Raw genomic sequence first — 21,287 nt, forward strand, 5'->3', positions numbered from 1 at the left:
GCCAAAGCCAGCAAACGGTCTCAATCGACCAGGACCCCGACGGCCTTCCGCCCGCAACCCTTATAACACAAGCGCAATACACAGGACCCCGGATCGGGTCCGGGGTGACGAAGTGCGGATGATAGAACTGCGGTAAGATCGCAGGTTCAGCGAGCAGCCAGCAAATCAGACCAATTCACCCAAACGGCCGAACCGCATGGGCCAGGTCTTCCGCCGTCATCCCGGCACCCGCTCTATGGCCCGCCTCGCCATGCAGCCACACCCCGGCCGCAGCCGCTTCGAAGGCGGGCGCGCCCTGCGCCAGCAGCGCGCCGATGATACCGGCCAGCACGTCGCCTGATCCCGCCGTCGCAAGGCTCGCCGGCGCGTTCGTGTTGACCAGCGCCCGGCCGTCCGGCGAAGCAATCACCGTATCCGCACCCTTGTAGACCAGCACCGCGCCGCTGCGCGCCGAGGCGACCTGCGCTCTCTCGATCTTGCTCAATCCAGCATCCTTAACGAGATCAGGAAACAGTCTCGCAAACTCACCCTCATGCGGCGTCAGCACGAATTTGCCCGTGCCCGACGTAACGCGCGCGAAGAGGGCCTCCTTATGATCCTTGAACGCCGTGATCGCATCGGCATCCAGCACCACCGCCCTGTCTCCAAGCATGGACACGAATTGCCGCGCCTTTTCGAGGTCGCCGAAGCCCGGACCGAGAACGAACGTGCCGTGGCGCCCGTCGTCCAGCCAGTCTTGCAGATCATCGCCATTATCCATGGGCGTGTTCATCACGGCCGTCAACGTCACTGAAAGCACATCGAGCGCTGCCTTCGGGGTGGCAATAGTGACGATACCCGCTCCCGCCTTCAGCGCCGCAAGCGCCGTCATGCGGCTTGCACCGGTTGCATGCGCCGGTCCGGAAAACACGGTCAGATGCCCGCGGCGGAATTTATGGGTCTCCATGTCGGCATGGGGCAAGGCATGCCGCCAGACAAGCGGATCGTTTTCCGCCACAGAACCGGCATGGGCATCGAGCACGCGGGACGGAATGCCGATATCGAACACCTCGATCGTCCCGCAAAGCGCCCGCCCCGGCATCAGCAGATGGCCCGGCTTGCGCGCCATGAAGGTCACGGTCCGCTCGGCCCTGAATGAGGCTCCGAGAGGCATGCCCCGCCGGCCGCAGAGCCCGGAGGGCAGGTCGACGGCGAGAACCGGCACCTTAATGCTGGCCACCGCCTCGATGACAAGAGCAAGTTCGCGGGGAATATCGCGCGACAATCCGGCCCCGAAAACCGCATCGATGACCACGTCGCCGGCAAGAGGCTTGTAGTCGCCGAGCGGCAGCGGCATGACCCCGCTCCGTTCGAACGCTGTCCGGGCATCGCCCTTGAGCGCGCCGGCGTCACCGAGATGATGAACCGCCACCGCAGCCCCGCATTGCAGGAGCACCCGAGCCGCCACGTAACCGTCACCGCCATTATTGCCGCCGCCGCACAGCACGACGAAACGCAGCGCCTGCGGATAATGGCGCAGGGCGGCAGCCGCAACCGCCTGCCCCGCCCGCTCCATCAGATCGTAAAGCGGAATACCCGATTGCCCGGCCGCCGCATCGATGCGGGCCATCACAACGGGGTCGATCAGGAAGAGCTGCGAAAGGGATGTCATGCGCCGATCATCCCTTCAAAACGCCGAAAAGGCAATCGATGCAAAAATAAGCAAATATCCAAGCCCAAATAATAATCAATTGCATAAAACATAAACAATCAAGTTTTCGCGTACCCGCGGATCCTTAAATATTCAATATATCTAAAATAATACAAATTCACAGAAATGCTCATGGATTTTTCAGATTTTCGCGAGAAATTCGCCGCAAAACCACAAAAAGCGAATGCATTTTGTGCCGGAAAGCCGAGGGAGCGAAGTTTTTTCTTCAAGCCCGCTTCCGATCTGGCACAATACGTGCATTCTTGTGGCAGAGCGGGAAGAACCTGCTTTAACGGGAGAAGCGGAGAGATATTTTCTCATGAAAAAGATCGAAGCGATCATTAAGCCTTTTAAGCTCGATGAAGTGAAGGAAGCCCTTCAGGAAGTCGGACTTCAGGGAATCACGGTCACGGAAGCAAAAGGCTTTGGTCGTCAGAAGGGCCACACGGAACTCTACCGCGGTGCAGAGTACGTCGTGGACTTTTTGCCGAAAGTGAAAGTCGAAGTCGTATTGGCGGACGAGAATGCGGAAGCCGTCATCGAGGCGATCCGCAACGCGGCGCAGACGGGACGTATCGGCGACGGAAAGATTTTCGTTTCCAATGTCGAGGAAGTCATCCGCATCCGTACCGGTGAAACAGGCGTGGACGCCATATAATCAAGAACGTCCCGAGCCGGGGAGGCTTGGGTTTTCACCTCGTCATCATCACACTCAAGGAAAACGTTTAAATGACGACCGCAAACGATATCTTGAAGCAGATCAAGGATAACGACATCAAGTTCGTGGACCTGCGCTTTACCGACCCCAAGGGCAAGCTGCAGCACGTCACCATGGATGTTGTCTGTGTGGACGAAGACATGTTCGCCGATGGCGTCATGTTCGACGGCTCCTCGATCGCCGGCTGGAAGGCCATCAACGAGTCCGACATGGTGCTGATGCCGGATCCGGCCACCGCCCACATCGACCCGTTCTTCGCCCAGTCCACCCTGGTCGTCCTTTGCGACATTCTCGACCCGATCTCGGGCGAGGCCTACAACCGCGACCCGCGCGGCACCGCCAAGAAGGCCGAAGCCTATCTCAAGGCCTCCGGTATCGGCGACACCGTTTTTGTTGGCCCCGAGCCCGAATTCTTCGTCTTTGACGACGTGAAATACAAGGCAGACCCCTATAACACCGGCTTCAAGCTCGATTCGTCCGAACTGCCGTCCAACGACGATACGGATTACGAGACCGGCAACCTCGGCCACCGTCCGCGCGTCAAGGGCGGTTATTTCCCGGTTCCGCCGATCGACAGCCTGCAGGACATGCGCTCCGAAATGCTGACGGTCCTGGCCGAAATGGGCGTTGTCGTCGAAAAGCACCACCACGAAGTGGCCGCCGCACAGCACGAGCTGGGCGTGAAGTTCGACACGCTGGTCTCCAGCGCCGACAAGATGCAGATCTACAAGTATGTCGTGCACCAGGTCGCCAATGCCTATGGCAAGACGGCAACCTTCATGCCGAAGCCGATCTTCGGCGACAACGGCTCGGGCATGCACGTGCACCAGTCGATCTGGAAGGGCGGCAAGCCGACGTTTGCGGGCGATGAATATGCCGGCCTCTCCGAGACCTGCCTCTATTACATCGGCGGCATCATCAAGCACGCCAAGGCCATCAACGCCTTCACCAACCCCACCACCAACTCCTACAAGCGTCTGGTGCCGGGTTATGAAGCGCCGGTTCTGCTCGCCTACTCCGCGCGCAACCGTTCCGCCTCCTGCCGTATTCCCTTCGGCTCCAACCCGAAGGCAAAGCGCGTCGAAGTCCGTTTCCCGGACCCGACCCAGAACCCCTATCTCGGTTTTGCGGCCATGCTGATGGCCGGCCTCGACGGCATCAAGAACAAGATCCACCCCGGCAAGCCGATGGACAAGGACCTTTACGACCTTCCCGCCAAGGAACTGAAGAAGATCCCGACCGTCTGCGGCTCGCTGCGTGAAGCGCTGGAAAGCCTCGACAAGGACCGCAAGTTCCTGACCGCCGGCGGCGTGTTCGACGACGACCAGATCGACTCGTTCATCGAGCTGAAGATGCAGGAAGTCATGCGTTTCGAAATGACCCCGCATCCGGTCGAATTCGACATGTATTATTCGGCCTGATCGGCATTCGGGACGCTCTTCGGGGCGTCCCTTTCCATTCCGGCGGTTTTCCCTGGAAAGCCGCCGTTTTCTTTTGAAGCCCAGCCATCATTTCGAAGCATGTCGATCAAGCCAGCCTCTCAGCAAACACGCCTCACGGACTGGCTCATCTTTCTGGCGGTGCCGTTCTTTTTCTCCAGCAATGTCATTTTCGGCCGCGGCGTGGTCGGTGAAGTCTCGCCTTTCATCGCCGCCTTCATCCGTTGGATGGGGTCGACCCTCATCATCGCGCCCTTCATGATCGCCGACTGGCGTAACTGCCTTGCCTTCCTGCGTGACAAAACGCTGCTCTGGCTGGTTCTCGGCATTCTCGGCATGGGCATCTGCGGCGGTGTGGTCTATTGGGGCCTCACCATGACGACGGCCGCCAACGGTACGCTGATCTACACCACCTCGTCGCTGTTCATCATCCTGTTCCAGCGCATATTCCAGGGCCGCCCCATTCGAAAGCTCGAAGTGGTTGGCATGGTCATCGCCTTTGCCGGCGTGGCGGCCATCGTGCTCAAGGGCGATTTGTCCGCGCTGCGGCACATGAATTTCAACATAGGCGATTTCGCCATACTGACGGCGGCCATCGCCTTCGCCGTCTATTCGCTGCTTTTGCGCGATCCGGCGGCGCGGCAGATGGCCTCTTTCAGCCTTTTCGGCCTGATCGCGCTCTCCGGCGCGCTCGTGCTTCTGCCGCCGGCGGCCCTCGAACTGGCGCAGGGCGGCATGTTGCCCACCACGCCCGTCGCCTGGGCAAAGATCGGCGGCATCATCCTCTTCGCATCGCTTCTCGCCTTTTATTGCTTCACCCATACGGTGCGTGTCTTCGGTCCCGCCACGGCCGGCATCACCCTTTACATGATGCCGCCGGTCTCGATCCTCATGGCGACGCTGTTCCTGGGAGAAACCTTCGAGACCTATCATGCCGTCGGCATCGTGCTTGTCACCGGCGGCGTCATTCTCGCCACCGCGCCGATCGGCAGAAAGCGCCGATCCTGACGGTAGTCCGGTGCGAAACCGCTAGGTCTTGATATTTCGCATTCCGACCCCAACTAGTATTGGGAAAGGAAGTTCATGCCATGAAACAAAGAAACGCAAAATTCACGCTTGGCGAGATCGTCCGCCACAAGGTGTTTCCGTTCCGCGGTGTGGTGATCGACGTGGATCCGGAATATGCCAATACCGAGGAATGGTGGAACGCCATTCCGGTGGAAATCAGGCCGGATCGCGACCAGCCCTTTTATCATCTTCTGGCGGAAAACGAGGAGACGGAATATGTCGCCTATGTTTCCGAACAGAACCTCGTGCACGACGAAAACGAAACGCCGCTGAGAAACCCCAATATCGGCCGCATCTTCGACAAGGCGCCGAACGGCGAATGGCGTCCGAAAATGTCGACGGCGCATTGACGCCCGCAAACACTTCCCACCTCCCAGGGACAAAAGCGCATAAAAAAACCGGTCTGTCGCCAGACCGGTTTTGTCATTCTTGATGCTTTCGCAGCAATCAGGGCTTGGGCGCGCCCTTGGCGGCGTCCTGAGCGGCTTCCAGCTTCTTGCGGGCTTCTTCAGCCTTCTTCTGCATGCCTTCCTGCAGGCTGCGCTGGCTTTCTGCAAGCTGCGACTGCGAGATGGCCGGGCCGTCGAAAGCGCCGGTGAACCCGTTGAGCGCGATCTTGATCGGGTTCGGCGCGCGGCGGAAGTTGATGGAGGTGAAGACCACCTCGTTGCCCTTCTTCAGCGAAGCGATCATGGCGTCCGTCAGCGGCACTTCGGCCGTGCACTTGTCGGGAAGGCAAACGGCGTAGTCGAGCTTCTGGCCCTTGCCGCCGTCGATCTGCATCACAACGCCCGGAGGGATGAGACGCGCGGTCGGAACGGAAACCTGCAGCAGCTTGCGGTTGACCTTGCCTTCGACGGTGATGAGGCCGACGGCGGTGATCATCTGGCCGTTCTGGGCAAGAACCACGTTCTGCACGACGCAGACATCGTTGTCTTCCTGCTTGGAGCAGGTCTTGAACCAGCCGAGCGGCGGCGCGCCGGCGCCCTGAGCGGCGGGAGCAGCATCCTGCGCCTGCGAGATGGCCGGAGCGGACATTGCGCCGAGAGAAAGGACCAGAGCGGACAGAGCCGTCCGGGTGAATGTGTTTGCCTTGTGCATCATAAGAGTTCCGTCTCCTGAATGTCTGCCAGAACCGGACCGCAAGGTCCCGTTCGCCGATGGCGGTATCCTTCTGCCCGTTCAACTGTCGTTTAAATGAGGCAAATGCGTGACCCGTCTCTTCCGGTCCCCCTGTTACATGCCGATCGCGGCGATATCCAGCACTTCTTTAACTTTTTCTTGAGCGGACCCAAGATTTCCCGCCCTCGCATGGGTCATGCAATGTCCGTATGCTACATATCTGCCAGAATCATGACGATAAACCGGTCTGACGCACATCGGACGGACAATTGGACAGGATAGTGACATGCGCAACCTTATGACGACAAAACACGTCAAAGCGGCTTCAAATGCCGGCGCATCCGTTATTTCTTCATTCCTGGGCTTTTCACAGGAATTCAGCCGACGCGCGTCTGCGCGGCGAGACGAGTCTTTTCAGCCCACGGACCTGGGCTGGCTGGATTCCTGTGACAGGCACAGGAATGAGGGAAGACAGCTGCTGCGCCGGTCACGCGCTTTGCTCCGCACATTCGGTCTGACAATAGTTTTTGCAGCCGCGCTCCTGCCCGGAATATCGCAGGCGCAACCGCTTCACGCCATTTCCATGCACGGCACGCCGGCGCTGCCGGCAGACTTCCGGCATTTCCCTTACGTCAATCCGGACGTGAAGAAGGGCGGCCGCATCTCCTATGGCGTCGTCGGCACCTTCGACAGCCTCAACCCCTTCGTTCTCAAGGGAATGCGCACCACCGCGCGCGGCGTCTGGGACCCGGAATTCGGCAACCTGCTCTACGAACCGCTGATGCAGCGCTCCGGCGACGAACCCTTCAGCCTCTACGGTCTTCTGGCCGAAACCGCGGAATGGGACGAGGAGCGCAGCTTCGTCCAGTTCAACATCAACCCGAAAGCAAAATGGTCGGACGGCCAGCCGGTGACGCCGGAGGACGTGATCTTCACCTTCAACCTCCTGAAGGAGAAGGGCCGCCCGCCTTTCAACAGCCGCATGGACGGCGTGGCGAAGCTGGAAAAAATCGGCGATCGCGGTGTCCGTTTCACCTTCAACGACAAGGCAAACCGAGAAACGCCGCTCATTCTCGCTTCCGCCACCCCGATTTTGCCGAAACATGCCATCGATCCGGAAAAATTCGAGCAAGCCGGTCTGGGGCCAGTTGTCGGCTCGGGTCCATACCGAATCAAGACCCTGCGGCCGGGCGAACGAATCATCTGGGAGCGGAACCCGGATTATTGGGGCAAGGATATTCCCGGCAAGGTCGGCTTCGACAATTACGACGAGATCAGCGTCACCTATTTCCTTCAGGTCACCACCATGTTCGAGGCCTTCAAGAAAGGCGATATCGACATCTACCCCGAAGGCGACGCCATCAACGGCACTTCCGATACCTCCCACTGGGGGCAGGCCTATAATTTCCCGGCGGTCCATCGTGGCGATATCGTCAAGGACGTCTTCCAGCCGCGCCTGCCGTCCGGCATGTTCGGCCTCGTTTTCAACACCCGCCGCGCGGTCTTCGCCGACGAGAAGGTGCGCGAGGGGCTGTCTTACGCGCTCGATTTCGAGTGGATGAACCGGAATATCCTCGGCGGCTCATTCAAGCGCACGCAGAGCTACTGGCAGAATTCGCCGCTTGGCGCCTATGGCAATGCTGCCGATGCGCGCGAGCTTGCGCTGCTTGGCGACGCGGCGAAAACCATGCCGCCCGACCTTTTGGCGGGAACCTATGCCATGCCGACCACCGACGGCAGCGGCGCGGACCGCAAGGTTCTGAAAATGGCCGTCGATAAGCTGAAAGAAGCCGGATACAGCATCAAGAACGGCAAGATGTCCGATGCCGGCGGCCGTCAGCTCGCCTTCGAAATCATGACGCAGAACCCGGCGCAGGAACGCATCGCACTGGCCTATCAGCGCTCCCTCAACCTGATCGGCGTCGCCATGGGCATCCGCTCGGTCGATGACGGGCAATATCAGGCCCGCTCGAACAGTTTCGATTACGACATGATCATCCGCTCCCTGCCATCCTCTCTTTCACCGGGCATGGAGCAGCTCAACCGCTGGAATTCGCTCTCGCGCGATGCGCAGGGCAGCTTCAACTATGCGGGTGCCGCCAATCCCGATATAGACCGCATGATCGAGGCGCTGCTGCAGGCGCGTTCGACGGAGGATTTTCAAGCCGCCGTGCGCGGTTACGACCGCCTTCTCGTGGCCGGCCACTACGTCATTCCGCTCTATTATATCGGCGCGCAATGGGTGGCCCGCTGGAAATATATCGACCGCCCGGATATGACGCCAATATCCGGCAATCAGAAACAGACCTGGTGGGATGCGCGGGCGCAATAACCGCACCGCACCCATCACCGGCAGAAAAAGGGAAGATAAAACCATGGAACGCATCGTTATCGACGTCGTATCGGATATGGTCTGCCCGTGGTGTTATCTCGGCAAGGCAAGGCTCGATCTCGCCATTGCCGAGGTGCAGGACGAAATCAGCGTCGACGTGAACTGGCGTCCCTACCGCCTCAACCCGGACTATCCGCCTGAAGGCGTCGACCAGAAAGCCGCTCTTGAGGAGAAGCTCGGCAAGGAGCGTCTCGAACAGGCCCATGCCACGCTGGTGCAGCTCGGCAGGGAAGTCGGCATCCATTACGATTTCGACGCGATCAAGATCGGCCCGAACACGCTCGACGCCCATCGGCTGTCCCTCTGGGCGCATTCGGAAGGCCGCGACGTGCAGGAGAAGGTCGTCACCGCCCTGTTCAAGGCCAATTTCGAGGAAGGGCGCAACATCGGCGATCACGCCGTGCTGACCGATGTGGCCGAAAAATCCGGCATGGACGCCAAGGTCGTGGCGCGGCTTCTCGCCTCGGATGCCGACAAGGATACGGTGATCGCCGAAATTGACGCGGCGCAGCAAATGGGCGTCGCCGGCGTGCCGTTTTTCATCATCGACCAGAAATACGCCATAAGCGGTGCACAAACGCCCGACGTCTTGATTGCTGCACTGCGGGATATTGCAAAAATCAAGACGGACGAGCATAGATCGATGAACTGACGGTCAAGCACCGGCGGTTTTCAGCAACTCGATTTTTCGCCGGTGTTTCCGTGTCCGACAAGACCCTGAAAGGCATTCTGCTCGCCTTTGCCGCCTTCGCTGCCTACGCCTGGAGCGATGCCAGCGTTAAACTCATAGAAGGCCAGATTTCGCCGATCGAATCGGTCTTCTTCGGCGCCCTGTTCGGCCTCATCGCCCTGCCCTTCATCCGCAAGCGCAATGATCGCTGGCTGGATGTGGTGAAGACGACGAACCGCCCTTTGTGGATCATCCGTTTTTTTGCCGCCGGCACGGGTGCCGTCGGCAGCGTCACCGCATTCACCCACCTTTCCATGGCAGAAGCCTTTGCGCTCATCTTCCTGCTGCCTTCCTTTGTCACCATCATGTCGGTGGTGTTTTTGAAGGAACAGGTGGGCATCCGCCGCTGGTCGGCGGTCATCATCGGTTTTCTCGGGGTGCTGGTCATCCTGCGTCCGGGCTTTCGCGAACTGGGCGTCGGTCATCTCGGCGCCATCATCGGCGGCTTCAGCGGCGCGCTCAGCATCGTCATTTTCCGCGCCATGGGTCCTTCGGAAAAGAACGTCTCGCTTTATGGCGCTGGCGTGCTGGGCTGTCTCATCATCAGCGGCATCGCCATGGTGCCGACCTTTGTCATGCCAGGCGGCGAGCAGTGGCTGCTGCTGGCGGGCTATGGCCTGCTCGGCGCACTCGGCAACGTATTGGTGATGTATGCCGCCCAGTATGCGCCGGCCGCGATGATCGGCCCGACGCAATATAGCCAGATGCTCTGGGCCATCCTGTTCGGTTATCTGATTTTCGGTGACCGCATCGACGGGTGGATGCTGATCGGCATCGCCCTCATCGTCGGCTCCGGCCTGCTGACACTCATCCGCGAGAAGCAGAGGAAAGTGCCGCTGCCCGCCTCGATCGCTGCGACCGACCAGAACGTCGCCGTCGCAATCACGCCGGAAGACGCGCCGCGGACCCTCTAGTCAACGGCGCGTTCCCGCATCGCCGCTTGGGCGGCAAGGCTCAGTCGCAAACCCGTGCGCGATACATGTCGCCCCAGGCATTCTGCCGCCAGACGACATGGCAACGCGGATATACCGGCTGATAGATCACCGGAGGGCCATAAACCGGCGGACCATAAAAGGGGTCGCCGTAATAGGGGCCGCCATAGGAATGCCGCGCCCCGGCGACGATAGCGCCGCCGATAATTGCGCCGGCAATACCCGCGGCAATGCCGCCGCCGCCATGCCCGTGTCCGAAATGGTTGCGTGCTTCCGCCTGACCGGTGGTGGCAATTGTGGTGCCCGCAATTGTCAAAGCAACCAGACCTGCGGTGACGAACCTGTTCATGTTGGTCCACATCGTCTTGCTCCTTCGTCTTCCCACTCGCGCGTCACATTGGGCGCAGCAGAGGAGATGAAAACAAGACTACGCCCACCGAAGCTACCGGCGCATGTCCGTTTCATTACATCCCGGTAATGTTTGCAGAACCTCGGGAGCGGGAGAGCAGACGGATGGCGGATCCTTCCGTTTTCGTTTGTCCGGGAGTGTTTTAGGTTTTGGCTTTAGGGACGTTGTTTGTTGACAGTGGATCGAGGGTGGGTGGGGCTTTACCCCCCTCTGCCCTGCCGGGCATCTCCCCCTCAAGGGGGGAGATCGATCTGCGGCGAGGTTTCGCCCATCTCAACATCTGAGGACGAAGCGACGAGAGAGCCTCCTGCCGATCTCCCCCCTTGTGGGGGAGATGCCCGGCAGGGCAGAGGGGGGTAAAGCCCCACGCACCCTCGATCCGCTATAAATGGACAAGCTCAAATCTACGACCGCGCCAGCTCCGCAAGCTGCGTCATGATCATCGCCGCACCCGCCAGCCGCTTTTCCGGCGTCGGCAGATCGCGGGTCAAAAACAGGCTGTGGTCGGGACGGATCTTCGCCATCGTGCCCTGTTTGCCGATATAGGCGACCAGCGCTGCGGGGTTGGGGAATTCCTTGTTGCGGAACTGCACAACCACGCCCTTCGGCCCGGCATCCACCTTCTCGACATTGGCCGTGCGGCAGAGCGACTTGATGTAGACGATCTTGAGGAGATGCTGCACCTCTTTCGGCAAGGGGCCGAAACGGTCGATCATTTCCGCACCGAAACCGTCGATCTCGCTGATATCGGCAAGCTCGCCGAGACGGCGGTAAAGACCCATGCGCAGGTGCAGATCGGGAACGTAATCTTCCGGGATCATGACGGAGGTGCCGACCGAGATTTGCGGCGACCAGCCGCTATCCTGCACCTGCTCGTCACCCTTCACCTCGGCCACCGCCTCTTCCAGCATCTGCTGGTAAAGCTCGAAACCGACCTCCTTGATATGACCGGACTGTTCTTCGCCGAGCAGATTGCCCGCGCCGCGAATATCAAGATCGTGGCTCGCCAGCTGGAAGCCGGCGCCGAGTGTATCGAGCGATTGCAACACCTTCAGCCGGCGCTCGGCAGTCGTCGTCAGCACCTTGTTGACCGGCAGGGTGAAGAGCGCGAAGGCGCGCACCTTTGAGCGGCCGACACGGCCGCGCAGCTGGTAAAGCTGGGCGAGACCGAACATATCGGCCCGGTGCACGATCAGCGTATTGGCAGTCGGCACGTCGAGGCCGGATTCGACGATGGTGGTCGACAGCAGCACGTCATATTTGCCGTCGTAGAAGGCGTTCATGATGTCTTCGAGTTCGCCGGCCGGCATCTGGCCATGCGCCACCGCGACCTTCAGTTCCGGCACGTCCGATTGCAGGAAGGCATGGATATCGGCGAGATCGGCAAGCCGCGGGCAGACATAAAAACTCTGGCCGCCGCGATAATGCTCGCGCATCAGCGTCTCGCGGATGACGAGCGGGTCGAACGGCGAAATGAAGGTACGGACCGCCATGCGGTCCACCGGCGGCGTGGTGATGAGCGACAACTCACGGACGCCCGTCATCGCCAGCTGCAGCGTGCGGGGAATGGGCGTCGCGGATAGCGTCAGCACATGCACGTCGCTCTTCAGCTCCTTCAGCCGCTCTTTGTGCTTCACGCCGAAATGCTGCTCTTCGTCGATGATCAAGAGGCCGAGATTGGCGAAGCTGATGCCCGCGCCGAGCAGCGCATGGGTGCCGACAACGATATCGGTCTTGCCATCCGCCACTTCCTTTTTCGTCAGCGTCAGTTCCTTGGAGCCGACAAGGCGCGAAGCCTGCTGCACCCGGATGGGCAGGCCGCGGAAACGTTCCGAGAAGGTACGGAAATGCTGGCGGGAAAGCAGAGTGGTCGGCACCACCACCGCCACCTGCACGCCGTTCATGGCGGCAAGGAAGGCGGCGCGCAGCGCCACTTCGGTCTTGCCGAAACCGACATCGCCGCAGATGAGGCGATCCATCGGCCGGCCGGCACCAAGATCTTCGCGAATGGCCTCGATGGCGTTCAGCTGGTCTTCCGTCTCATCATAGGGGAAACGGGCGGCGAATTCGTCATAAAGCCCGTCCGGGGCCGTCAGCACCGGCGCATGGCGCACCAGACGCGCGGCTGCGATGCGGATAAGCTCGTCGGCCATATCGAGCAGGCGCTTCTTGAGCTTGGCCTTGCGCATCTGCCATGCGCCGCCGCCAAGCTTGTCCAGCTGCGCTTCCGCCGCATCCGAGCCGTAACGGGACAGAAGATCGATGTTTTCAACCGGCAGGAACAGCTTGGCATCGTCGGCATAATGCAGTTCGAGACACGCACGCGGCGCACCCGCCGCCTCGATGGTGCGCAGGCCGACGAAGCGGCCGATACCATGCTCGGCATGGACGACCAGCGAGCCCTCATCCAGCCCCGCCACTTCCGAGATGAAATCCGCACCGCGCTTGCGGCGCTTGGAGCGCCGCACCATGCGGTCGCCGAGAATGTCCTGCTCGCCGATGACGGCAAGATTGCCGGTCTCGAAACCCGCTTCGAGGCTCAGCACCGCCGAGGCCGCCTCGCCCTTGCCGAGCGTCTCCACCTCTTTCAGCGCGATGACGGGTTTGATCTTCTCAAGCCCGTGTTCGTTCAGCACCTGCAGCAGCCGGTCGAGCGAACCTTCCGACCAGCCTGTTATCAGCACCTTCCAGCCCTTGGCGCGGCGCTCGGCGATGTGCTTCACCGCCAGATCGAAAACATTGACCCGTTCTTCGCTTTCGCCCTCGGTTGGCGGACGCGCCCAGCGCGGCCCGACATGGGCGTCCAGCGTCGCGACCGGGCGGCCTTCGCTGTCCTGTTCGTTGAAAGGTGTCAGCCGAACCGCGTTGACGGCGGCAAGCTCCGCATCAAAACTCTTGCCGTCGAGATAAAGCTGGCCGGGCGAAACCGGTTTGTAAGGCGCGCCCTGCGTCGACCCCTTGGTCTCGCCGGAAGCCCGCCGAGCGTCGTAATAGTCGAGCACCAGCTTGGAGCGTTCCTTGGCTGCTTCCCGTGCCGTGTGATCGGTGACAATGCGGAAACCCTTCAGATAATCGAAGGCGGTTTCCAGCTGTTCGTAAAACAGCGGCAGCCAGTGCTCCATGCCGGCATAACGGCGGCCCTCGGAGACGGCCTGATAAAGCGCATCGTCACGCGTCGCAGCACCGAACAGCGACAGGTAATTCTTGCGGAACCGGCTGATCGTATCCGGCGTCAGCGTCACTTCGCTCATCGGGTTCAGATCGAGCGAACGCGCCTGGCCGATGGTGCGCTGGCTGGCCGGATCGAAGGTGCGGATGCTCTCCAGCGTATCGCCGAAGAAATCGAGCCGCACCGGCTCTTCCGTGCCCGGCACGAAAACGTCGAGAATGCCGCCGCGCACGGCGAATTCGCCCACTTCACGCACCGTCGCCACCCGGTCGAAACCGTTGCGCTCCAGCCGCGCGGCAATCTCCTCCATGCGGATCTGGTTGCCGGGTTTGGCAGAAAAGCCGAGGCTCTCGATAATGTCGCGCGGCGCCATCTTCTGCAGCATGGCGTTGACGGTGACGAGCACGATGGCCGGATGCGGTTTCTTCGCATGGGCGATGAGGCCGGAAAGCGCCGCCAGCCGGCGCGCCGAGGTGTCGGCGCTCGGTGACACACGGTCATAGGGAAGGCAGTCCCAGGCCGGCAGCGTCATCACCGGAATATCAGGCGCGACGAAACCGAGGATCTGTTCGAGATCGGCGACCCGCTGTCCATCCGACATCACGTAAGCCACCGACGTGCCCGCCCGCGCCATGTCGGCAAGCAAAAGGGCTTCCATGCCGGAAGGCACGTTTCCGATGGTCAGCGGCGTATCGGCCGACGACACCAGCTTTGCATCGAATCCGGCTATCATGTTTCAGGCTTTCAGGGTGTCAGTGGTGACGAGATCGAAATCGGGACGGTAGGAGGCGATCTTTTCAAACAGCGGTGTCTGGAATTTTTCCGGGATGGCAAGGGCGCCGGTCACCATCTTGACGAGGTCGTTATCCTCTTCCGCCATGATGACTTCCAGCTCGTCGAGCTGCTCATCGGAAAGCCCGGCAATATTATCTTCCGCGAATTGCCCGAGCACCAGATCCATCTCGCGAATGCCCCGGTGCCAGCAGCGGTAAAGAATCCGCCGGCGTCTCGGATCGAGGTCGGCACTCGTGCGTACCAGTCCAGTCATCGCATTTTCCTTCCCGTATGGATCGCAGCGCATGATTCAATGGTTTCATCTGCCGGTCCGTCCCCACCACCCTCATTCCTGTGCCCGTCACAGGGATGAGGAAGAGGAGAGCATCGTGAAAAACAGCAGGCTCCGAACTCGCAGCGCGCCCTTCAATCTTTGCCTCGTCTATCGTGACCTCCTATAGAACAGGAGGCGAACGCTTGGGAACCGTTTTTTATCGAAATAATGCCACGGCCACGAAAATCTGCCGGTGATAACCCGCCTTTGTGACCCACCAAGTCTTGCATAAGCCGCTCCCTTCCCCGATTTTCCTGACCATGCGCCCGGCCATTCTCGATCCGTTGTTTGCCTCCGTCTCCACCCTTGCCGGCGTGGGGCCGAAGCTCGCCGATCTTCTGGCCAAGCTGCTGAGCCGGGAAAGCGCCGACGACACCCGCGTCATCGATCTCCTCTTCCACGCGCCATCCAACGTTATCGACCGCCGCAACCGCCCCGGCATTGCGCTGGCCAGCCCCGGCGCCATTGTCACCATCCAGGGACGCGTTGACCGGCACCAGCCGCCGCCGGCTGGAAACCGCTCCGCGCCCTATCGCGTCTTCCTGCATGACGAGACCGGCGAACTGGCGCTGACCTTCTTCCGCACCAAGGGCGACTGGCTGTCCAAGGCCCTGCCTGTGGACGAAGAGGTTCTCGTCAGCGGCAAGGTGGACTGGTTCAACGGCCGCGCCTCCATGGTGCATCCGGATTTCATGGTGAAGCTTTCCGAGGCGGAGAACCTGCCGCTGGTGGAAGCGGTTTACCCGATGACCGCCGGTCTGTCGCCCAAGGTGCTGCGTCGCGCCATCGAAGGAGGGCTGGCGAAGCTGCCGGTCTTTCCGGAATGGATCGACGAGACGCTGAAGACCCGCCAGGGTTTCGGCGATGTCGCCTCGAGCTTCCGCGAGTTGCACGACCCACGTGACAGCGCCGATATCGAACCGCAGGCCCCGGCGCGCAGGCGGCTGGCCTATGACGAATTCCTTGCCGGGCAGCTGTCACTGGCGCTGGTGCGCCAGCGGCTGCGCAAGGTGGCGGGCCAGCCGATCCGCGCCAAAGGCGATATCGCCGCCAAGATTCTCTCGCAGCTGCCCTTCTCGCTGACGGCAAGCCAGAGCGCTGCCGTGAAGGATATCCTGACCGACATGGCCGGCGAAGACCGCATGTTGCGGCTGCTGCAGGGCGATGTCGGCGCCGGCAAGACGCTGGTGGCGCTGATGGCCATGGCAACGGCTGTGGAGGCCGGCGGACAGGCGGTGCTGATGGCGCCCACCGAAATCCTCGCCCGCCAGCACTACGCCACCATCTCCAAACTCGCTCAGGCAGTGGGCATCACCGTCGAGGTCCTGACCGGCCGCACCAAGGGCAAGGAGCGCCGCGAGATCGAGGAGCGCGTCGCATCCGGCGAAGCGCAGATCGTCATCGGCACCCATGCACTGTTTCAGGACAGCGTGACCTATAAAAACCTCGTGCTGGCCGTGGTGGACGAACAGCACCGTTTCGGCGTGCACCAGCGCCTGCGCCTGACCGCCAAGGGCATCACGCCGCACATGCTGGTCATGACCGCCACGCCCATTCCGCGCACGCTGGTTCTGGCCGCCTTCGGCGACATGGACGTCTCCAAGCTCACGGAAAAACCGGCCGGCCGCAAACCCATCCAGACGGTCACGATCCCCACCGAACGGATCGGCGATATTGTCGAGCGGCTGCGCGCGGCGCTGAAAGACGGTAAGAAGGCCTATTGGATCTGCCCGCTCGTCGAGGAAACGGAAGAATCCGATCTGATGTCGGCGGAGGAGCGGCATGCGGTGCTTTCGCAGATGCTCGGCACCAATATCGGTCTCATTCATGGCCGCATGAGCGGCCCGGAAAAGGATGCCGCCATGCTCGCCTTCAAGAGTGGCGAAACCCGGCTGCTGGTGGCGACGACGGTGGTGGAAGTCGGCGTCGATGTGCCGGATGCGACAATCATGGTCATCGAACATGCCGAACGTTTCGGCCTTGCCCAGCTTCACCAGCTGCGTGGCCGCGTCGGCCGTGGCGACGAGGCCTCCACCTGCATCCTGCTCTACAAGGGACCGCTCAGCGAGAACGGCCGCGCCCGGCTTTCCATCCTGCGCGACAGCGAAGACGGCTTCCTGATCGCGGAAGAGGATCTGAAGCTGCGGGGTGAAGGCGAATTGCTCGGTACCCGCCAGTCCGGCACGCCGGGCTTCCGCATCGCCAGCCTCGAGGCCCATGCCGACCTTCTGGAAATCGCCCGCAAGGACGCGGCCTACGTCATCGAGCGTGATCCTGAACTCACAGGCCCGCGTGGCAATGCGCTGCGCACCCTGCTCTATCTGCACCGCCGCGACGAAGCGATCCGCTTCCTGCATGCCGGCTGAAAGTGAACGTCCATGAACATGATCGACCCCCGCCGCCCGCCGCCCGCTTTCCGCAAGGGTTACGCGCTCTGCTCGCCGCAGAACATCCTGCAGCCCGAGACATTTGCGAAAAGCGAGAAAAAGGCGATCGGCAAGGCCTTCAAGAAGCCCGGCCGCAAGAAGGCGTGGTCGGAGGCACTGGAACAGGGCTGGAGCGTGCGGCTGGTCTATATGCGGCTTTTCGTTCCGGTATTCCACGCCACGACCACGGGGACGGAGGTGGATGATCTGGATGACGAGGATTGATATGGTCCATTGAATGGACTAATCTGATACTGGCTTTCAACGCTGGAGATTAACCATGCAGATATCCGTGACCGATGCAAAAAGTCAGCTTACCGAACTGGTGCGCCGCGCTGAAGCTGGTGACGAGGTTATTCTCACGCGTCATGGCCACGCAGCTGTAAGGCTGGTTCCGATCACTGCCGTGGCGGATAAATCATCCCGTAGAGCCGCGCTCGCAAAAGTGCGCGCGACTGTCGCCAACAAAACACATGATGGCCCGGATGCCGCGCAGAGTCAGGATTTTCTATACGACGAGGACGGCCTTCCAAAATGATCGTTATCGATACGTCGGCTCTGATGGCAATCCTGTTTGATGAACCCAAAGCGGATGCCTGCGCCTTAGCTCTCGAAACAGATGAGCTTTTGCTTATTTCCGCGGGAACACTTGCAGAAGCTATGATCGTGGCAGAACGGCGCAACCGCGGCCGCGAACTCCAAATGCTAGTCGAAGGACTGAGCATCGACGTCAGACACGTTACGCCCAAATCCGCGCATGGAATTTCAGAAGCCTATCGTATCTGGGGCAAAGGCATTCATCCCGCCGGGTTGAATTTCGGCGACTGTTTTGCCTACGATCTCGCAAAAACCGAAGGCTGCCCTTTGCTTTATGTCGGAAATGACTTTGCGCAAACGGACGTCGCCAGCGTTCTTTAGCCGTCAAACCGGCGCGATCATCTTTGGCGGCGTGAAGTCGGGCGCCACCAGACCGCCTGATATCAACAGTTTCGCCGCATCTTCCGGCGTCATGTCCAGCATCACGATCTTGTCTTTCGGCACGAACAGCAGGAAGCCCGCCGTCGGCACCGGTGTCGGCGGCAGGAAGACGGCGACCATCTGCTGGCCCATCTCGTTGAAACGATGGGCAAGCTCGCCCTTGGCCTCGGAGGCGACGAACACCATCGCCCAGGTGCCGGATGAGGGAAACTCGATCAGGCCAACCTTCTTGAAGGAGTTCGAATGCTCCTTCAGAACCGATTCGAACAGCTGCTTGATGCTCTTGTAGATCGGCCGCACCAGCGGCATGCGGTTGAGGATGGATTCGCCGACGCCGACGATCCACTTGCCGATGAGGTTATTGCCGAGAAAACCGATGAGCGTGATGCCGATGACGGCAATCAGCAGGCCGAAGCCGGGGATCGCCACATCGAAATATTGCTCGGGATCGTAACGGGCGGGAATATAGGGTTTCACCCAGCTATCCGCCCATTGCAGGAAGCTCCATACCAGCCACATGGTGATGGTGACGGGCGCAAGGATGAGGACACCCGTGAGGAAGCTGTTGCGCAGACGGGCTGCGAAGGAGATTTTTACTGGAATATCGGTCATTTACCGTTCGGCATTAAGCGTTGTCGCTATCGAAACCCGGATGAAAACCGACAATGCCGGATGGAGTTCCACCATGCAAGCGAAGAACTGTGAAATATTCGTCAGGAATCCCCGCGCCGCTCAAGCCCTCGACGGGGCGAAAACCGAAGCGGCCATAATAGTCCGGATCGCCGGCGACCACGCAGCCTGAAGCGCTCAGCCGATCCAGCGCGGCAAGCCCTTCACGCACCAGCCACGAACCGACGCCCTCACCCTGTCTTTCCGGTGTCACGGAAAGCGGCGCAAGGCAGAACCAGCCGCTTTCGCCGCTGCCCAGCGTCACCGGCGAAAAACCGACATGGCCGATGACGCCCTCGCTGTCTTCCGCCACCAGCGAAACCGTCAGCGCGCCGGCATTCCGCAGCCGCTCGAGGATCAGATGTTCGGTCTTGTCGCTGTAATCGACGTTACGGAAGGCCTCTTCCGTAACGCGCGCAATCGCCTCTTCATCGCCCTGCCGTTCCGGGCGGACGATCATTCCACCGTCACCGATTTTGCCAGATTGCGCGGCTGGTCCACATCCGTGCCCATGAAGACGGCGGTGTGGTAGGCCAGCAGCTGGATCGGCAGCGAGAACACCATCGGCGCGATCAGCTCATCGACATTGGGCAAGGTGATCGTCGCCATCGTATCGAGCTTGGAGGCGGCGGCCCCCTTCTCGTCGGTGATGAAGATGATCCTGCCGCCCCGCGCGGCGACCTCCTGCATGTTCGACACGGTCTTTTCGAAGAAACGGTCATGCGGGGCGATGACGATGACCGGCATGTTCTCGTCGATCAGCGCGATCGGCCCATGCTTCAGCTCGCCGGCGGCATAACCTTCGGCATGGATATAGGAGATTTCCTTGAGCTTCAGCGCACCTTCCAGCGCCAGCGGGAAACTGGTGCCGCGGCCGAGATAAAGCACATCCTTGAAGCGCGACAGATCACGCGACAGCGCCTCTATCTGCGGCTGGATGATGTTCAGCACCTTGCTCATGATGCGCGGCATCTCGATCAGATGCTGCACCAATTCCTTTTCCTCACCCGGCTTCAGCGTGCCGCGCGCCTTACCGGCGGCGACGGCAAGCGATGCGAGCACCGCAAGCTGGCAGGTGAAGGCCTTGGTGGAGGCGACGCCGATTTCCGGACCGGCGAGGATCGGAAAGATCGCATCGGATTCGCGGGCCATGGTCGATTCACGCGTATTGACCACCGCGCCGATCTTCAGCCCCTCCTGCTGGCAATAACGCAGCGCCGCCAGCGTATCGGCGGTTTCGCCCGATTGCGAAATGAACAACGCCGCCTGCGTCGGAACCAGCGGGATTTCGCGGTAACGGAATTCCGAGGCGACATCGATTTCCACCGGCAGGCGCGCATAACGCTCGAACCAGTATTTGCCGATCAGGCCGGACAGATAGGCCGTGCCGCAGGCGGAAATGGCAAGGCCGGAAAGCTTGGCGAAATCGATTGCCTTATCGGCGTCCTTGACGGTCTTGCTGGCGAAATCCACGTAATGGCTGAGCGCGTGGGAAATCACCTCCGGCTGCTCGTAGATTTCCTTTTCCATGAAGTGGCGATGGTTGCCCTTGTCGACCACAAAGGCGGTCGCCTGGGAAATCTGCCGCTCGCGCTTCACCGGCTTGCCGGAGAAATCGATGATTTCCGCACCCTGCCGGGTCACGATGGCGCAGTCGCCATCCACCAGATAGGTGATCTCGTTGGTGAAGGGCGACAGCGCGATGGCGTCCGATCCCAGGAACATTTCACCGCGGCCATAACCGACCGCAAGCGGCGGGCCGGAGCGCGCCGAGAGGAGCGTGCCCGGATCGTCCTGGAACATCACGACCAGCGCATAGGCGCCGGTAACGCGGTTCAGCATCTTCAGCATCGCTTCGCGGTGGCCAAGACCTTCGCGGGTATATTTCGCCAGAAGCTGCGCCACCACCTCGGTATCAGTCTGGGTGGTGAAGGTCGCGCCCTCGGCGGTCAGCTCGTCGCGCAGTTCCGCGAAATTTTCGATGATGCCGTTGTGAACGACGGCGACGCCCTCGACGAAATGCGGATGGGCATTGGTTTCGTTCGGCACGCCGTGGGTCGCCCAGCGGGTGTGGGCGATGCCGACGATACCGGGCAGAGGCTCTTCGGAGAGCCGCTTTTCCAGATTGAACAGCTTGCCTTCCGCCCGGCGGCGATCCATCGCGCCATTGTCGATGGTGGCGACACCCGCCGAATCGTAACCGCGATATTCGAGACGCTTCAACGCATCGACAAGCCTTTCAGCAACGGGCTCAGTTCCGACAATTCCGACAATTCCGCACATATGTTTCTCCAGACGGCGATCTCTTCGCCGAAACTACCAGAGTATTTCCGCCTTTCCCTGAAATACGAAAATACTCTACATTTTTGTTCTGAGGCATTTCCGGACGTAAGACCGCCAAGCAGTTTTACGGGAAATGCTTTACCCGTTTCCCTGA

General features: G+C 60.7%; 19 protein-coding genes. 11 read left to right on the forward strand and 8 right to left on the reverse strand.

Annotation, left to right across the window (positions count from 1 at the left end; all coding sequences use genetic code 11):
• Positions 1 to 175 precede the first annotated feature (175 nt).
• Positions 176 to 1,651 (reverse strand): NAD(P)H-hydrate dehydratase, encoded by a 1,476-nt coding sequence (locus tag ACI2KA_RS00005; protein ID WP_404498129.1) that lies wholly within the window; start codon positions 1,649 to 1,651, stop codon positions 176 to 178.
• A gap of 358 nt (positions 1,652 to 2,009) precedes the next feature.
• Between ACI2KA_RS00005 and ACI2KA_RS00010 the strand changes: the two genes are divergently transcribed.
• From ACI2KA_RS00010 to hspQ, 4 genes are all read left to right on the forward strand, one after another.
• Complete coding sequence (locus ACI2KA_RS00010; protein ID WP_003515720.1) at positions 2,010 to 2,348, forward strand: P-II family nitrogen regulator; 339 nt, start codon at positions 2,010 to 2,012, stop codon at positions 2,346 to 2,348.
• A gap of 71 nt (positions 2,349 to 2,419) precedes the next feature.
• Positions 2,420 to 3,829 carry a type I glutamate--ammonia ligase gene (glnA, locus tag ACI2KA_RS00015; RefSeq protein ID WP_404498131.1) on the forward strand — a complete coding sequence of 470 codons (1,410 nt, stop codon included), beginning with the start codon at positions 2,420 to 2,422 and terminating at the stop codon, positions 3,827 to 3,829.
• Between the two features lie 99 nt (positions 3,830 to 3,928).
• A complete protein-coding gene (locus tag ACI2KA_RS00020) occupies positions 3,929 to 4,855 on the forward strand; it encodes a DMT family transporter (protein ID WP_404498133.1) in 927 nt (308 codons plus the stop codon).
• A gap of 80 nt (positions 4,856 to 4,935) precedes the next feature.
• Complete coding sequence (gene hspQ, locus ACI2KA_RS00025; RefSeq protein WP_149740849.1) at positions 4,936 to 5,265, forward strand: heat shock protein HspQ; 330 nt, start codon at positions 4,936 to 4,938, stop codon at positions 5,263 to 5,265.
• A gap of 97 nt (positions 5,266 to 5,362) precedes the next feature.
• Here the strand turns inward: hspQ and ACI2KA_RS00030 are convergent, their stop codons facing one another.
• A complete protein-coding gene (locus tag ACI2KA_RS00030) occupies positions 5,363 to 6,019 on the reverse strand; it encodes an invasion associated locus B family protein (protein WP_404498135.1) in 657 nt (218 codons plus the stop codon).
• A 514-nt stretch (positions 6,020 to 6,533) separates the two neighbouring features.
• Here ACI2KA_RS00030 and ACI2KA_RS00035 point away from each other — a divergent pair.
• From ACI2KA_RS00035 to ACI2KA_RS00045, 3 genes are read left to right on the forward strand one after another with little or no spacing between them, the layout of a single operon-like run.
• A complete protein-coding gene (locus tag ACI2KA_RS00035) occupies positions 6,534 to 8,369 on the forward strand; it encodes an extracellular solute-binding protein (protein WP_404498137.1) in 1,836 nt (611 codons plus the stop codon).
• A gap of 43 nt (positions 8,370 to 8,412) precedes the next feature.
• A complete protein-coding gene (locus ACI2KA_RS00040; RefSeq protein WP_404498139.1) occupies positions 8,413 to 9,081 on the forward strand; it encodes a DsbA family oxidoreductase in 669 nt (222 codons plus the stop codon).
• Positions 9,082 to 9,131: 50 nt separating this feature from the next.
• On the forward strand, positions 9,132 to 10,073 hold the full coding sequence (locus ACI2KA_RS00045) for a DMT family transporter (protein WP_404498141.1): 942 nt from the start codon (positions 9,132 to 9,134) through the stop codon (positions 10,071 to 10,073).
• A gap of 40 nt (positions 10,074 to 10,113) precedes the next feature.
• Here the strand turns inward: ACI2KA_RS00045 and ACI2KA_RS00050 are convergent, their stop codons facing one another.
• The 3 genes from ACI2KA_RS00050 to ACI2KA_RS00060 all read right to left on the reverse strand — a co-directional run bounded on the left by ACI2KA_RS00050 (position 10,114) and on the right by ACI2KA_RS00060 (position 14,717).
• Positions 10,114 to 10,452, reverse strand: coding sequence for a hypothetical protein (locus ACI2KA_RS00050; protein ID WP_404498143.1), 339 nt, complete (start codon positions 10,450 to 10,452; stop codon positions 10,114 to 10,116).
• 452 nt (positions 10,453 to 10,904) lie between these two features.
• Entirely contained in the window at positions 10,905 to 14,402 is a 3,498-nt protein-coding gene (gene mfd / locus ACI2KA_RS00055) for a transcription-repair coupling factor (protein ID WP_404498145.1), read from the reverse strand.
• 3 nt (positions 14,403 to 14,405) lie between these two features.
• Positions 14,406 to 14,717 carry a succinate dehydrogenase assembly factor 2 gene (locus ACI2KA_RS00060; RefSeq protein WP_077982075.1) on the reverse strand — a complete coding sequence of 104 codons (312 nt, stop codon included), beginning with the start codon at positions 14,715 to 14,717 and terminating at the stop codon, positions 14,406 to 14,408.
• 320 nt (positions 14,718 to 15,037) lie between these two features.
• On the opposite strand from ACI2KA_RS00060, the gene recG reads away from it, so the two are divergent.
• The 4 genes from recG to ACI2KA_RS00080 are packed head-to-tail and all read left to right on the forward strand — an operon-like array spanning position 15,038 to position 18,121.
• Positions 15,038 to 17,143 carry an ATP-dependent DNA helicase RecG gene (gene recG, locus ACI2KA_RS00065; protein WP_404498147.1) on the forward strand — a complete coding sequence of 702 codons (2,106 nt, stop codon included), beginning with the start codon at positions 15,038 to 15,040 and terminating at the stop codon, positions 17,141 to 17,143.
• Between the two features lie 12 nt (positions 17,144 to 17,155).
• Positions 17,156 to 17,428 (forward strand): hypothetical protein, encoded by a 273-nt coding sequence (locus ACI2KA_RS00070; RefSeq protein WP_404498149.1) that lies wholly within the window; start codon positions 17,156 to 17,158, stop codon positions 17,426 to 17,428.
• Positions 17,429 to 17,483: 55 nt separating this feature from the next.
• The gene (locus ACI2KA_RS00075) at positions 17,484 to 17,741 is read left to right on the forward strand and encodes a type II toxin-antitoxin system Phd/YefM family antitoxin (protein WP_404498151.1); all 258 of its coding nucleotides are present in this window, start codon (positions 17,484 to 17,486) and stop codon (positions 17,739 to 17,741) included.
• On the forward strand, positions 17,738 to 18,121 hold the full coding sequence (locus ACI2KA_RS00080) for a type II toxin-antitoxin system VapC family toxin (protein ID WP_404498153.1): 384 nt from the start codon (positions 17,738 to 17,740) through the stop codon (positions 18,119 to 18,121). Before ACI2KA_RS00075 ends, ACI2KA_RS00080 begins: the two co-directional genes overlap by 4 nt.
• 3 nt (positions 18,122 to 18,124) lie before the next feature.
• Here the strand turns inward: ACI2KA_RS00080 and ACI2KA_RS00085 are convergent, their stop codons facing one another.
• Genes ACI2KA_RS00085 through glmS form a run of 3 tightly spaced genes read right to left on the reverse strand, consistent with a single transcriptional unit; the run spans position 18,125 to position 21,133 of the window.
• Positions 18,125 to 18,793 (reverse strand): DUF502 domain-containing protein, encoded by a 669-nt coding sequence (locus ACI2KA_RS00085; protein ID WP_077982070.1) that lies wholly within the window; start codon positions 18,791 to 18,793, stop codon positions 18,125 to 18,127.
• A 13-nt stretch (positions 18,794 to 18,806) separates the two neighbouring features.
• Positions 18,807 to 19,310 (reverse strand): GNAT family N-acetyltransferase, encoded by a 504-nt coding sequence (locus tag ACI2KA_RS00090; protein ID WP_404498155.1) that lies wholly within the window; start codon positions 19,308 to 19,310, stop codon positions 18,807 to 18,809.
• Positions 19,307 to 21,133: a glutamine--fructose-6-phosphate transaminase (isomerizing) gene (glmS, locus tag ACI2KA_RS00095; protein WP_404498157.1), complete on the reverse strand. Its 1,827-nt coding sequence runs from the start codon at positions 21,131 to 21,133 to the stop codon at positions 19,307 to 19,309. The genes ACI2KA_RS00090 and glmS overlap by 4 nt, the downstream gene beginning before the upstream one ends.
• Positions 21,134 to 21,287 lie beyond the last annotated feature (154 nt).

This window comes from Agrobacterium sp. NPDC089420 (assembly GCF_044900305.1).
In the GTDB taxonomy this organism is placed as follows: Bacteria; Pseudomonadota; Alphaproteobacteria; order Rhizobiales; family Rhizobiaceae; genus Agrobacterium.

What these genes read in the sequence shown, in the direction of transcription:
- ACI2KA_RS00005 (WP_404498129.1), bottom strand. Translation starts at nt 1,651, where the DNA reads ATGACATCCCTTTCGCAGCTCTTCCTGATCGACCCCGTTGTGATGGCC.
- ACI2KA_RS00010 (WP_003515720.1), top strand. Translation starts at nt 2,010, where the DNA reads ATGAAAAAGATCGAAGCGATCATTAAGCCTTTTAAGCTCGATGAAGTG.
- glnA (WP_404498131.1), top strand. Translation starts at nt 2,420, where the DNA reads ATGACGACCGCAAACGATATCTTGAAGCAGATCAAGGATAACGACATC.
- ACI2KA_RS00020 (WP_404498133.1), top strand. Translation starts at nt 3,929, where the DNA reads ATGTCGATCAAGCCAGCCTCTCAGCAAACACGCCTCACGGACTGGCTC.
- hspQ (WP_149740849.1), top strand. Translation starts at nt 4,936, where the DNA reads ATGAAACAAAGAAACGCAAAATTCACGCTTGGCGAGATCGTCCGCCAC.
- ACI2KA_RS00030 (WP_404498135.1), bottom strand. Translation starts at nt 6,019, where the DNA reads ATGATGCACAAGGCAAACACATTCACCCGGACGGCTCTGTCCGCTCTG.
- ACI2KA_RS00040 (WP_404498139.1), top strand. Translation starts at nt 8,413, where the DNA reads ATGGAACGCATCGTTATCGACGTCGTATCGGATATGGTCTGCCCGTGG.
- ACI2KA_RS00050 (WP_404498143.1), bottom strand. Translation starts at nt 10,452, where the DNA reads ATGTGGACCAACATGAACAGGTTCGTCACCGCAGGTCTGGTTGCTTTG.
- mfd (WP_404498145.1), bottom strand. Translation starts at nt 14,402, where the DNA reads ATGATAGCCGGATTCGATGCAAAGCTGGTGTCGTCGGCCGATACGCCG.
- ACI2KA_RS00060 (WP_077982075.1), bottom strand. Translation starts at nt 14,717, where the DNA reads ATGACTGGACTGGTACGCACGAGTGCCGACCTCGATCCGAGACGCCGG.
- recG (WP_404498147.1), top strand. Translation starts at nt 15,038, where the DNA reads ATGCGCCCGGCCATTCTCGATCCGTTGTTTGCCTCCGTCTCCACCCTT.
- ACI2KA_RS00070 (WP_404498149.1), top strand. Translation starts at nt 17,156, where the DNA reads ATGAACATGATCGACCCCCGCCGCCCGCCGCCCGCTTTCCGCAAGGGT.
- ACI2KA_RS00075 (WP_404498151.1), top strand. Translation starts at nt 17,484, where the DNA reads ATGCAGATATCCGTGACCGATGCAAAAAGTCAGCTTACCGAACTGGTG.
- ACI2KA_RS00080 (WP_404498153.1), top strand. Translation starts at nt 17,738, where the DNA reads ATGATCGTTATCGATACGTCGGCTCTGATGGCAATCCTGTTTGATGAA.
- ACI2KA_RS00085 (WP_077982070.1), bottom strand. Translation starts at nt 18,793, where the DNA reads ATGACCGATATTCCAGTAAAAATCTCCTTCGCAGCCCGTCTGCGCAAC.
- ACI2KA_RS00090 (WP_404498155.1), bottom strand. Translation starts at nt 19,310, where the DNA reads ATGATCGTCCGCCCGGAACGGCAGGGCGATGAAGAGGCGATTGCGCGC.
- glmS (WP_404498157.1), bottom strand. Translation starts at nt 21,133, where the DNA reads ATGTGCGGAATTGTCGGAATTGTCGGAACTGAGCCCGTTGCTGAAAGG.